Annotated in this window: 10 protein-coding genes; 9 read left to right on the top strand and 1 reads right to left on the bottom strand. The window is 60.0% G+C overall.

Annotated elements, in window-relative coordinates:
• Nucleotides 1-82: 82 nt before the first annotated feature.
• The 6 genes from ABLV49_RS10250 (at nt 83) to fba (ending at nt 7,128) form a co-directional block, all read left to right on the top strand.
• Nucleotides 83-967 (top strand): phosphoribulokinase, encoded by an 885-nt coding sequence (locus ABLV49_RS10250; protein WP_349281491.1) that lies wholly within the window; start codon nt 83-85, stop codon nt 965-967.
• A 19-nt stretch (nt 968-986) separates the two neighbouring features.
• Nucleotides 987-3,059, top strand: a complete 2,073-nt coding sequence (tkt, locus tag ABLV49_RS10245) for a transketolase (protein WP_349281489.1) — start codon at nt 987-989, stop codon at nt 3,057-3,059.
• A 13-nt stretch (nt 3,060-3,072) separates the two neighbouring features.
• Nucleotides 3,073-3,744, top strand: a complete 672-nt coding sequence (locus ABLV49_RS10240) for an HAD family hydrolase (RefSeq protein WP_349281487.1) — start codon at nt 3,073-3,075, stop codon at nt 3,742-3,744.
• Between the two features lie 70 nt (nt 3,745-3,814).
• On the top strand, nt 3,815-4,831 hold the full coding sequence (gap, locus tag ABLV49_RS10235) for a type I glyceraldehyde-3-phosphate dehydrogenase (protein WP_349281485.1): 1,017 nt from the start codon (nt 3,815-3,817) through the stop codon (nt 4,829-4,831).
• On the top strand, nt 4,828-6,030 hold the full coding sequence (locus tag ABLV49_RS10230; protein WP_349281483.1) for a phosphoglycerate kinase: 1,203 nt from the start codon (nt 4,828-4,830) through the stop codon (nt 6,028-6,030). The genes gap and ABLV49_RS10230 overlap by 4 nt, the downstream gene beginning before the upstream one ends.
• 81 nt (nt 6,031-6,111) lie before the next feature.
• Nucleotides 6,112-7,128, top strand: a complete 1,017-nt coding sequence (gene fba, locus ABLV49_RS10225; RefSeq protein ID WP_349281481.1) for a class II fructose-bisphosphate aldolase — start codon at nt 6,112-6,114, stop codon at nt 7,126-7,128.
• A gap of 87 nt (nt 7,129-7,215) precedes the next feature.
• Here the strand turns inward: fba and ABLV49_RS10220 are convergent, their stop codons facing one another.
• Complete coding sequence (locus ABLV49_RS10220) at nt 7,216-8,229, bottom strand: DNA-binding protein (RefSeq protein WP_349281479.1); 1,014 nt, start codon at nt 8,227-8,229, stop codon at nt 7,216-7,218.
• A 123-nt stretch (nt 8,230-8,352) separates the two neighbouring features.
• Between ABLV49_RS10220 and ABLV49_RS10215 the strand changes: the two genes are divergently transcribed.
• The 3 genes from ABLV49_RS10215 (at nt 8,353) to ABLV49_RS10205 (ending at nt 12,928) form a co-directional block, all read left to right on the top strand.
• Nucleotides 8,353-9,429: a tyrosine-type recombinase/integrase gene (locus ABLV49_RS10215; RefSeq protein ID WP_349281477.1), complete on the top strand. Its 1,077-nt coding sequence runs from the start codon at nt 8,353-8,355 to the stop codon at nt 9,427-9,429.
• A gap of 121 nt (nt 9,430-9,550) precedes the next feature.
• Nucleotides 9,551-10,486: a hypothetical protein gene (locus ABLV49_RS10210; RefSeq protein ID WP_349281475.1), complete on the top strand. Its 936-nt coding sequence runs from the start codon at nt 9,551-9,553 to the stop codon at nt 10,484-10,486.
• A 249-nt stretch (nt 10,487-10,735) separates the two neighbouring features.
• Nucleotides 10,736-12,928 carry a catalase gene (locus tag ABLV49_RS10205; protein WP_349281473.1) on the top strand — a complete coding sequence of 731 codons (2,193 nt, stop codon included), beginning with the start codon at nt 10,736-10,738 and terminating at the stop codon, nt 12,926-12,928.
• The last annotated feature ends 10 nt before the right edge of the window (nt 12,929-12,938 follow it).

The following is a 12,938-nucleotide window of genomic DNA, read 5'->3' as shown; positions in this document are numbered from 1 at the left end:
TATTTATTCGATAGCTGATTGCGCATGCCAGCCATGCGCAAACGGCTTTTTTGACCCATATTTTTAACTTAGGGAGACAGCCATGTCCGAGCGCAACCCCATCATCGCGATCACCGGCTCGTCCGGCGCGGGCACCACGTCGGTGACCCGCACCTTTGAAAACATCTTCCGGCGCGAAGGCGTGAACGCCGCCATCATCGAGGGCGACAGCTTTCACCGCCACGACCGCCTGGTCATGAAGCGCAAGGCCCTTGAAGCCGAGCAGGCGGGCGACAAGAACTTCAGCCACTTCGGCCCCGAGAACAACCTGTTCGAGGAGCTGGAAACGCTGTTTGCTGACTACGCCGAAAGCGGCACCGGCAAGCGCCGCAAGTACCTGCACGACCCCGAGGAGGCCGCGCCCTACGGCCAGGAGCCGGGCACCTTCACGCCGTGGGAAAACGTGCCCGAAGGCACCGACCTGCTGTTCTATGAAGGTCTGCACGGCGCCGTGGTCACGCCCGAGATCAACATCGCCCGGCACCCTGATTTGCTGGTCGGCGTGGTGCCGGTCATCAACCTGGAGTGGATCCAGAAACTCTGGCGCGACAAGTCCAAGCGCGGCTACAGCACCGAGGCGGTGACCGACACCATCTTGCGCCGCATGCCCGACTACGTGAACTACATCTGCCCACAGTTCATGCACACGCATGTCAACTTCCAGCGCGTGCCGATGGTCGATACCTCCAACCCCTTCATCGCGCGCGACATTCCCTCGGCCGACGAAAGCATGGTGGTGATCCGCTTTGCCAAGCCCAAGGGCATCGACTTCCAGTATCTGCTGAACATGATCGACGCCAGCTTCATGAGCCGGGCCAACACCATCGTCGTGCCCGGCGGCAAGATGGAACTCGCCATGCAGCTGATCTTCACGCCCTTTGTCTGGCGAATGATGGAGCGCCGCAAGCGGGCGCTGGGCACGAACTGAACCTAAGGAGACACGCACCATGAACAACACCCCCAGCCCCGAACTCGCCCGCCGGATGGCCAACGCCATCCGCATGCTCGCCGTCGATGCGGTCGAAAAAGCCAGGTCCGGCCACCCCGGCGCCCCCATGGGCATGGCCGACATCGCCGAAGTGCTGTGGAACCGGCATTTGCAACATAACCCGGTCAACCCGCACTGGCCGGACCGCGACCGCTTCGTGCTGAGCAACGGCCACGGCTCGATGCTGATCTATGCGCTCTTGCACCTGACCGGCTACGACCTGCCGATGAGCGAACTCAAAAACTTTCGCCAGATGAACAGCAAGACCCCCGGCCACCCCGAAGTCGGCCTGACGCCGGGCGTGGAAACCACCACCGGCCCGCTCGGCCAGGGCCTGAGCAACGCGGTCGGCATGGCGCTGGCCGAAAAACTGCTGGCCCAGCAATTCAACCGGGAGGAGGGCGAGGTGAAACACACCATCGTCGATCACTTCACCTATGCCTTTATGGGCGACGGCTGCCTGATGGAAGGCATCAGCCATGAAGCCTGTTCGCTGGCCGGCACGCTGCGGCTGTCCAAGCTGGTGGCGCTGTACGACGACAACGGCATCTCGATTGACGGCCATGTCGAAGGCTGGTTCACCGACGACACGCCCAAACGCTTCGAAGCCTACGGCTGGAACGTGATCGCGGCGGTGGACGGCCATGACGCCGCCGCCGTGGACGCAGCGATTCACGCCGCCAAGGCGCAGGCCCGCCTGCCCGATGGCAAGCCGACGCTGATCTGCTGCAAGACGGTGATCGGCATGGGCTCGCCGCACAAGGCCGGCACGCACGAGGTGCATGGCGCCGCGCTCGGCCCGGCCGAAGTCGCCGCGACCCGCGAGGCGCTGGGCTGGACGGCCGCGCCGTTCGAGATTCCCGACGCGGTGGCCAGCGCCTGGAACGCCGTGGCGCGCGGCCAGAGCGCCGAGCGCGCCTGGCGTTACCGCTTTGAGGCCTATCGCACGCAATTTCCGCAGGAAGCGGCCGAATTCGAGCGCCGCATGGCCGGCGACCTGCTGCCCGGATTCGCCGAGCAACTGCCCGGACTGCTGGCCACCATCGCCGCCCGGCCCGAGGCCTTCGCCACGCGCAAGTCCAGCCAGAACGCGCTGGACTTGCTGGCGCCGCTGCTGCCCGAGTTCTTTGGCGGCAGCGCCGACCTGACCGGCTCGAACCTGACCAACTTCAAGGGCTGCATCAAGGCTGGACGCGACCAGTGGGGCAACCACCTGAGCTACGGCGTGCGCGAGTTCGGCATGGCCGCGATCATGAACGGCATGGCGCTGCACGGCGGCTTCATCCCCTACGGCGGCACGTTTTTGACCTTCAGCGACTACAGCCGCAACGCCATCCGCATGGCCGCGCTGATGAAGCTGCAGGTGGTCCACGTCTTCACCCACGACTCCATCGGCCTGGGCGAGGACGGCCCGACGCACCAGAGCGTCGAGCACATTCCCAGCCTGCGCCTGATCCCGGGCCTGGACGTGTGGCGCCCGGCCGACGGGCTGGAAACCGCCGTCGCCTGGGCCTCGGCCATCGAGCGCAAGGACGGCCCCAGCGCGCTGTGCCTGTCGCGCCAGAACCTGCCGCGTCTGGCCGACGCCGGCATGACCGGCCTGATCCGCCGTGGCGGCTATGTGCTGCGTGACATGGCCGGCGCGCAGGCGGTGATCATCGCCACCGGCTCGGAACTGGAACTGGCCATGCAGGCGCAGGCCGCGCTGGCGGAGGAGGGCATCGCCACCCGCGTGGTCTCCATGCCGTCCACGTCCGTCTTTGACCGGCAGGCCGAGGCTTATCAGGAAACGGTGCTGCCGCTGAGCCTGCCCGCAGTCGCCATCGAGGCGGCGCACCCGGATTTCTGGCGCAAGTACGTCGGCCGCACCGGCCGGGTCGTGGGCATCGCCAGCTTTGGCGAATCCGCCCCGGCCAAGGATTTGTACGCGCACTTCGGCATCACGGCCGAGCGCGTGGTGCAGGCGGTGCGCGCGCTGGTGCCCAGGTGCGAAGCCGCGCTGCCCGAAGCCGCCCTGTTGTCCACCGACTGAACGCGAGGCCGCCATGCGCAAACCCTACGACCTCATCATGTTCGACCTGGACGGCACGCTGGTCGAAACCGCGCCGGAAATCGCCGACGCCGTGAACGACACGCTGCGCCGCTTCGACCTGCCCGAGGTGACGCAGCAGCAGGTCAACGACTGGATCGGCCACGGCACGCGCGAACTGCTGATCCAGGCGCTGGCCTTCAGCGGAAAAACCGACCTGGTCACCATCCGCCACAGCAAGAGCCTGACGCTGATCGCTGGCGAGTTCGACCGCTACTACAAGCGCCGCTGCGGCAGCCGCAGCCGCCTGTATCCGCAGGTGCGCGAAACGCTGGTCGCCCTGCGTGAGCGCGGCGTGAAGCTGGCCGTGGTCACCAACAAGGAAAGCCGCTACACGGCCACGGTGCTGGACGCCCACCAGTTGACGCCGCTGTTTGACCAGATCGTCAGCGGCGACACGCTGCCGACCAAGAAACCCGACCCGGCTGGCATCCACAGCTGCCTGACGGCGTTCGGTGTGCCGCGCGCGCGGGCGCTGTTTGTCGGCGATTCGTCGATTGACGTGGCCACGGCCCGCAATGCGGGGCTGGCGGTCTGGGCGCTGCCCTATGGCTACAACATGGGCCAGCCCATCGAAGCCTGCACGCCGGACCGGGTGATCGCCGATTGCTCGGTGCTCCTTGATTGATAGCTGCCTGCGCCCGTAGTTATTGCGCAAAAGCCACTTTTTACCAATATTTAAAGAGATTTTTATTGTCATGACCATCCAACTGGGAATCAACGGCTTCGGCCGCATCGGCCGCAACGTGTTGCGCGCCGCCGTGCAGAACTTCAGAGACATCGAGATCGTCGCCATCAACGACCTGCTGGAGCCCGAGTACCTGGCCTACATGCTGCAGTACGACTCGGTGCACGGCCGCTTCAAGGGCGAGGTTTCGGTCGAAGGCAACACCCTGATCGTCAACGGCAAGCGCATCCGCCTGACGCAGGAGCGCGACCCGCTGAACCTCAAGTGGGCCGAAGTCGGCGCCGACGTGGTGCTGGAAGCCACCGGGCTGTTCCTGGACAAGGCCGCCGGTGAAAAGCACCTGGCCGCCGGCGCCAGGAAGGTGATCTTCTCGGCCCCGTCGAAAGACGACACGCCGATGTTCGTCTTCGGCGTGAACGACCAGACCTATGACGGCCAGGCCATCATCAGCAATGCGTCGTGCACCACCAACTGCCTGGCCCCGGTGGCCAAGGTGCTGAACGACAAATGGGGCATCAAGCGCGGCCTGATGACCACGGTGCATGCGGCCACGGCCACGCAAAAGACGGTGGACGGCCCTTCAAACAAGGACTGGCGCGGCGGACGCGGCATCCTGGAAAACATCATTCCTTCGAGCACCGGCGCGGCCAAGGCTGTGGGCGTGGTGATTCCCGAGCTGAACAAGAAGCTCACCGGCATGAGCTTTCGCGTGCCGACCAGCGACGTGTCGGTCGTTGACCTGACCTGCGAATTGAACAGCGAAGCGACGCTCAAGGAAATCTGTGCCGAGATGAAGCTGCAAAGCGAAGGCGCCCTCAAGGGTGTGCTGGGCTACACCGAGGACAAGGTGGTGGCGACCGACTTCCGGGGCGACACGCGCACCTCGATCTTTGATGCGGACGCGAGCATCGCGCTGGACGGCACCTTCGTGAAGATCGTCGCCTGGTACGACAACGAATGGGGTTATTCGAACAAGTGCCTGGAAATGGCGCGCGTCGTGGGTGGCCTGAAAGGGGATGCGCGATGAACGTCCTGCGTTTTGCCGATGTCATCCAGAGTGGCTTTTGCCTGAACAAGCGCGTCTTCATCCGCGCCGACCTGAACGTGCCGCAGGACGCAAGCGGCCGCATCACCGAAGACACCCGCATCCGGGCGTCGCTGCCGTGCATCCGCATGGCGCTGGACGCTGGCGCGGCGGTCATGGTCACCAGCCACCTGGGCCGGCCGGCAGAAGGGGTTTTCAAGCCCGGGGACAGCCTGGCGCCCGTGGCTGAGCGCCTGTCCGAACTGCTGGGACGGCCGGTGCCGCTGGTCTCAAGCTGGGTGGACGGCGTGCCGGTCGAGCCCGGCCAGCTGGTGCTGCTGGAAAACTGCCGCCTCAACGTCGGCGAGAAAAGCAACGACGAGGCGCTTTCCCGCAAGCTGGCCGCGCTGTGCGATGTCTTTGTCCATGACGCTTTCGGCACCGCCCACCGCGCCGAAGCCACGACCCACGGCATCGCGCAATTTGCACCGATTGTCTGCGCCGGGCCGCTGCTGGCCGCTGAAATCGACGCCATCAACAGCGCACTGGCCCAACCAAAACGCCCGCTGGTCGCCATCGTGGGCGGCTCCAAGGTCAGCTCCAAACTGACCATCCTGCAAAGCCTGGCCAGCAAGGTTGACCAGCTCATCGTCGGCGGCGGCATCGCCAACACCTTTATGCTGGCCGCCGGCCTGAACATCGGCAAGAGCCTGGCCGAGCCGGGGCTGGTGGAGGAGGCCAGGGCGGTCATTGACGCCATGAAGGCGCGCGGCGCCGAGGTGCCGATTCCGACCGACGTGGTCTGCGCCAAGAGCTTCGGCTCCGACGCCATCGCCACCGTGAAGCAGGCGGGCGACGTGGAGGACGACGACCTGATCCTGGACATCGGCCCCGAAACCGCCGCAAGGCTGGCAGCGCAGCTCAAGTCGGCTGGCACCATCGTCTGGAACGGACCGGTCGGCGTGTTCGAGTTCGAGGCTTTCTCGAAGGGCACCGAAGGCATTGCCCGCGCGATTGCCGACTCCAGCGCCTTCAGCATCGCCGGCGGCGGCGACACACTGGCGGCGATTGCCCAATACGGCATCGAGAAAGACGTGGGCTACATCTCCACCGGCGGCGGCGCTTTCCTCGAAGTGCTCGAAGGCAGGGCGCTGCCGGCGTTCGAAATCCTGCAGCAGCGCGCTGAAACGTCGCCTTTTTGATGCGCTATTGAAAACATAGCTGTTTGCGCATGCTGTGCCTGCGTAAACGCCAATTTTTGTTCATAAACCGAGGAGATTTCCATGGCCTTTATTTCCCTTCGCCAGATGCTCGACCATGCCGCTGAAAACGGCTACGGCATCCCGGCCTTCAACGTCAACAACCTGGAGCAGATCCAGGCCATCATGGAAGCCGCCCAGGCGGCCGACAGCCCGGTGATTCTGCAGGCCTCGGCCGGCGCGCGCAAGTATGCGGGCGAAGCCTATCTGCGCCACATGATGCTGGCGGCGGTCGAGTCGCACCCGGACATTCCGGTGGTGGTGCACCAGGACCACGGCACCTCGCCGGCCGTGTGCATCCAGTCGATCCGCTCGGGCTTCACCAGCGTGATGATGGACGGCTCGCTGCTGGCCGACGGCAAGACGCCGTCCAGCTACGACTACAACGTGGACGTGACACGCCGCGTCACCGAGATGGCGCATGCCGTGGGCGTGTCGGTCGAGGGCGAACTCGGCTGCCTGGGCAGCCTGGAAACCGGCGAAGCGGGCGAGGAAGACGGCGTGGGCGCGGTCGGCAAGCTGACCCACGACATGATGCTGACCGATCCGCTGCAGGCCAGGGACTTCGTGCAGCAGACCGGCGTGGACGCGCTGGCGATTGCGATTGGCACCAGCCACGGCGCCTACAAGTTCACCCGCAAGCCCACCGGCGACATCCTGGCCATCGACCGCATCGCCGCCATCCATGCGCAGATTCCCAACACCCATCTGGTGATGCACGGCAGTTCCAGCGTGCCGCAGGAGTGGCTGGAGATCATTCGCCGGTTCGGCGGCGACATCAAGGAAACCTACGGCGTGCCGGTCGAGGAAATCCAGCGCGGCATTCAAAGCGGAGTGCGCAAGATCAACATCGACACCGACATCCGCCTGGCCATGACCGGCGCGATGCGCCAGTTGCTGGCCGAACAGCGCAGCGAGTTCGATCCACGCAAGGCGCTGCTGGCGGCGAAGAAAGCGGCCAGCGGCATCTGCACGGCGCGCTTCGAGGCCTTTGGCTGCGCCGGCCAGGCGTCGCGCATCAAGGCCTGGCCCATGGGCTGAATGGCAAGTTTGCCTTGACATTCCACGATGTATATTATGTTAAGTAATTGCCTGATAAAGCTGGAGATGTAGCTTTGTCTGCCCTTTTTAACGCTGGCGGATACCCAGAGGCTTTTTGATCTTTCGCATCAGGGGTTTACGCCCTGCTTGTTGTTGCCCCTTCTGCGTTGACAAAGCCTCGGTCAAGCGCGCAATGGTGTTTTCGCTGCCACTCTGCTGCTTTTCCAATAGATGGCGAAGTTCGTCTGAACGGGAATTGGACACGGCAAGTGCTTCGCGCAGTGCATGAAGGTCCGCCGATTGTGCAGAACATGACTCTTGGGCTTTGGCCAGATCAGCCTCGTGCAATCGAAGTTTTTGCTGTAAAAGACTGTGCTGTGCCTCGAAGCGCTTTTCCGATATTTGCGCATCGCCATGAATCTTTTTCGTTTCCTGTCGGGCCTTGTCAATATCTTCAAGCAACTTGTGCTGCGTTGCCTGGGCGCGTTCCTCTTGCCTTTGTAACTCCTTGGCATGGCGGACTGCATCTTCATCGATGCGGCGTCTTTCTGAATCACGCTCACTTTCAATGACATTGATCCTGCCGCGAAGGCCTTCAATTTCCACTTCACGCCTGCTTGCCAAGGCTTGCGCCTGACTGAGCCGTTGCAAGGCCTCTTCGGCCTTGCTTTCGGCAGCACGCAGCATCTCTTCAAGCGCTTGATGTTTTGCCGCGCGCACCCGTTCTTGCTGCACCAGCTCGCTTTCACGCTCCCGTAAGACATCTTTTTCCTGGGCCAATTCATCCCGAGCTTGCACTAATTGCAGCTCAGCTTCTTCTCGACCGTTTGATAAGGCCATCTCCCATAAATTGGCCATGGCTTGTTGCAAGGCTTTCGGGACACCAGCAGCCTCATCCTGCAAGGGATTGACGCCAAGGCGTGCTGCCAGGGTGGCAAACCAGGCTTCCAGCATCGGGCTGACGGTATTGGGCGAGCCTCGGCCAATTTTTTGGCGTACCCGCTCAATCGTGGGCCTGAGCCCATCGGCGATCAGGCTGTCTGCGGCTGTCCAGACATCTTCTTGCTGAACACCTTTGGCACTTTTACTTTTCAATTGCATTGGTTTCTTCCACTGGTAAATTTACTCACGATAATAGATTGTTATCGTGGTCTATCTTTAATTTTTGTTATATATCACACATAAAACATATAATATATAACAAATAAACCAATATCCGGCCTTATGTTGATTTCTGTTGTAGAAAATATTCCAGCTACCCCTGCTTTGCAGGTCGCAGTGCTTGGTGATGCCGCCCAGCGTGCGGTTGATGACTTGCTGCGCGAAGGTGAATCGTTCAACACCATGACCAGCTACCGCAGTGCGCTGCGGTATTGGGCGGCCTGGCATTTGATGCGTTATGGCGGCCCAATCCAACTGCCAATGCCGGTTCCTTGCTTATTGCAGTTCATCGTTGACCATGCCGAGCGCATGACGGACAAAGGCTTGGTTTCGGAGTTGCCCGCAGCCATCGATCTGGCGCTGGTTGACGCAGGCTACAAAGGAAAACCGGGGCCATTGGCGCATAGCACGCTGATACATCGCATTGCCGTTCTGTCCAAGGCGCACCAGCTGCGCGAACTGGCCAACCCTTGCCACGATCCCAAGGTCCGGGAGTTGCTGTCGCGCACGCGCAAGGCTTACGCCAGGCGCGGCGTTCTGCCCAACAAAAAAGATGCGTTGACCAAAGACCCTCTTCAGGCAATTTTGGCGAGTTGCGATGACACGCTGCGCGGCAGGCGTGACCGTGCTTTGCTGCTTTTTGCCTGGGCCAGCGGCGGGCGGCGGCGCTCTGAAGTCGCAAACGCCGACATGAAGTTTTTGAAACGCGTTTCAGACGGGTTTACTTACACCCTGGTCCACTCGAAAACCAACCAGGCGGGGCTGCAGCGACCGGAAAATGACAAGCCCTTGCTTGGCGCTGCAGCAACCGCGTTGACCGTGTGGCTGAATGCGTCCGGAATTGTTGAAGGCCCCATTTTCCGGCAGGTGCGCAAAGGAGGACAGCTTGGCGCCGCACTGGCAGCGGCTGCCGTGCGTGACATTGTGAAATACCGGTGCGCACTGGCGGGCGTTGAAGGGGATTTTTCGGCCCATTCCCTTCGTTCCGGCTTTGTCACGGAGGCGGGTCGGCAAAACATGTCCTTGGCTGAAACCATGGCGATGACGGGTCACCACAGCGTGGCGACTGTAATGGGTTATAGCCGTGCGGGTGCTTCACTGTCCAGCAAGGTTGCCCGTTTGTTCGATGCACCTGCCTGAACATCTTTTGGCTCAAACCACAAGCCACTTTGGCGCTTTCCCGTTCACTGGAAAAGCCAATGTTTGTAGGACGATAGAGCTTGTTACTGAATCTTTGCTTTGATGCTGGCAAACTCCGGAAATGATGAAAATACTGTATTCCGGCTTAAAAAAGAAAACGCTGTTAATTTTTTCAGCCACAGCAATTTGTGCCTTGGCCGGTGCTGGCAGCGTTTTGGCGCAGGCATCTTCAACGCCGGGCAGTGAATCCAGCGCGCTGCTTGAAAAGCATGAGGCGCTCAAGCCTCAACTGGCGCAAAACATCTACCACCGGCCCTTGGTCTTTGAATCCACGGAAAGTGCCAATACCGTGAGCAGCTCTGTTTATGCGGTGCTTGATTCGCCCTTCCCCACTGTCAGCATGACCTTTAAAAAGCCTGATCGCTGGTGTGAAGTGCTGATCCTGCACCTCAATACCAAATACTGCCAAGCCAGCGCTGATGCCGACAAGTCCGGAAAGCTGGCAGTAAATATCGGAAAAAAAACGGCCCAACCATTGGCTGACACCTTTTCTCTTGAATTTTCCCATCGCGTGACTGCGGCCACGCCCCAGTACCTGGCAGTCCAGCTGCATGCGGACAAAGGGCCTTTGAAGACTACGGATTACCAGCTTCAGCTTTTGGCTGTCCCCTTGCCTGAAGGCAAAACATTCATTAATTTGCGCTATTCGTATGGTTATGGATTGGCTGGCCGCCTTGCCATGCAGACGTATCTTTCAACTTTAGGGCGCGGCAAAGTAGGGTTTACAAAAAGTTCTACAGATGAAACCTCTGGTTATGTGGGGGGTATGCGAGGCGCGGTGGAACGCAACACCATGCGTTACTACCTGGCCATAGAAGCTTATTTGGCATCGCTTAAGCAGCCGCCTGCAGAGCAAGTTAACAGCAGGCTCCAGTACTGGTTTGATGCCACTGAAGAGTACGCGTTGCAACTGCATGAACTGGATCAGCCCAGCTATCTTTCAATGAAAAAAGCTGAGTACCAGCGGCAGCAGGCTTTGCCAGTCACGACGCAGTGACGATGGGTTTTGATATTGTTATGGGTTTAAATAATTTTGTAGATTACATTCAAATCCTACTGATGCAGTAGGCTGTATTTCTCAGGCGCGCCTTAGTAAAAACAAGCTGTATTTCCTTCTACGGCAAAGACATCAGCCTACGCCTGATTGCCCCCCGCACACGTATCGTTAGACCTTCAATGGTCTGTTCTGGACTTGGCTCTGCTGGTATCCATGCCGTTTGAAGCCGGATAGAAACAAGGGAAATTCATGTCGTTGCATCCAAAGCGCAACGGGGCCGGTTCGCGTAGCAGTGCCGCCCCTCCAGCAAAAAACAATCAGGACAAAAAAACCCAGCAGCTAGAAGCTTTTACCGTTGCAGCCAGCCCCGGTCTGACCAGCAACCAGGGTGTGCCGATCAAAGACAACCACAACTCACTGAAGGCGGGAGATAACGGCCCCACCTTGCTCGAAGACTTTATTCTGCGTGAAAAAATCACCCATTTTGGCCATGAACGCATTCCAGAACGCGTTGTCAATGCCCGGGGCTGTGGTGCGCACGGTTATTTCAAGCCCTATAAGTCAATGGTTCAGTACACCAGTGCAGCTTTTTTACAGAGTCCCGAACTCGAAACTCCTGTTTTTGTGCGGTTTTCTGGATCTTCCGGCTCTCAAGGCTCAGCCGATACCGTGCGGGATGTTCGTGGGTTTGCGGTGAAGTTTTACACGCAAGAGGGCAACTACGACTTGGTAGGGAACAACATGCCTGTTTTCTATATTCAGGATGCCATCAAATTTCCAGACCTGATCCATGCGCTCAAGCCAGAGCCGAATCATGAGATGCCGCAAGCCAGCAGCGCGCACGACACGTTCTGGGATTTTGCGTCATTGGTTCCCGAAGTGACCCATATGCTCATGTGGACCATGTCCGACCGCGGCCTGCCGCGCAGCCTTCGGATGATGGAAGGGTTTGGCGTTCATGCGTTTCGCTTCATCAGTGCACGCGGTGATGCCTTTTTTGTCAAATTTCACTGGAAACCCAAGTTGGGTGTGCATGCCCTTGACTGGGACGAAGCCCAAAAGATTGCCGGCAAAGACCCCGACTTCCTTCGTCGTGATTTGTGGGAAGCGATTGAAGCGGGTAACTGTCCGGAGTGGGAACTGGGGGTGCAGATTGTTGATGCCGGCAGGGAAGATGATTTGGAGTTCGACATTTTGGACCCGACAAAACTCATCCCCGAGTCTCAGGTGCCGGTGCAAATCATCGGAAAAATGGTCTTGAATCGAAATGCAGAGAACTTTTTCGCGGAAACCGAGCAGGTCGCGTTTCATCCGGGAAACCTGGTGCCAGGCATTGATTTTTCAAACGATCCGCTGTTGCAGGGCCGTCTTTTCTCCTATACCGATGCCCAGTTGGCTCGCCTGGGCGGTCCAAATTTCAATGAGATCCCCATCAATCGCAGCGTCTGCCCGATTCACAATTTCCAGCGTGGCGGCTTGCACCGACAGGCCATCAGCAAGGGGCGGGTTGCCTATGAACCCAATACGCTGGGCAACGGCACCGAGTTTCGGATCGATGGCGCGGCCCAAGACGTCCAGCCGCCTTCCAAGCCGGTGGATGCGTCTAAAACACGGCATCGCAGGGCTTCATTCGATGACCATTTTTCCCAGGCCACCCTGTTCTGGAACAGCCAGAGCCTTGCTGAAAAAGACCATATCGTTGCCGCTTTCAGGTTTGAACTGTCCAAGGTCGAGGTGCCCGACATTCGCCAGCGCATGGTCGATAACCTGGCGCACGTTGATCTCAAACTGGCGGCGCGGGTAGCGGCATCGCTGGGAATCAATGCGCCTGACCCTAAAGCGGCGGCGGGCCGCCTGGGTTTTCGCGATTACCGAATGACCAGCAAGGTCAGCGAAGAGCCGGCTTTAAGCATGGCAGCTCGGCCTGGCGCGAGCATTAAAACCCGCAAGATTGCCATTGTGGTGGCAGACGGGGTGGATGCCCCTCCCCTGCGGCGTCTTCTTCAGGATATGGCAGCGGCGGGCGCCGTCTGCAAACTCGTTGCCTCGCGACTTGGAAGCGTCAGCACGCTCAGTGGCAAACAGCTTGTGGTTGACCATACCTTTGCAAACATGCCTTCGGTCATGTTTGACGCGGTACTGATTCCTGGTGGAAATGAGAGCATCACAAGCTTGTGCGGCTTGGGCGAGGCCGTGCATTTTGTACTTGAAGCCTATAAGCATGGCAAGACCATCTGCGCACTGAACGAAGGCACCCAGTTGCTCGCCACCCTGGGGTTCAGCAATGAAAAAAATTCAGAACTGATCAATGTGCCTACGCCAGGGATTTTATTGGCCGATGCCCGAAAAGTGCTCGATGGACAGGTGACGCAAGATTTCATTGCGGCCATTGCCCTTCATCGTCATTGGGATCGGTTGAATGCCGAGGCGGTTCCAGCCTGAACGGCAGGAT

This window comes from Polaromonas hydrogenivorans (assembly GCF_040105105.1).
Lineage (GTDB): Bacteria > Pseudomonadota > Gammaproteobacteria > Burkholderiales > Burkholderiaceae_C > Polaromonas > Polaromonas hydrogenivorans.
Note: the sequence above shows the minus strand (reverse complement) of the source record. Positions and strands in the feature narration are given on the sequence as shown.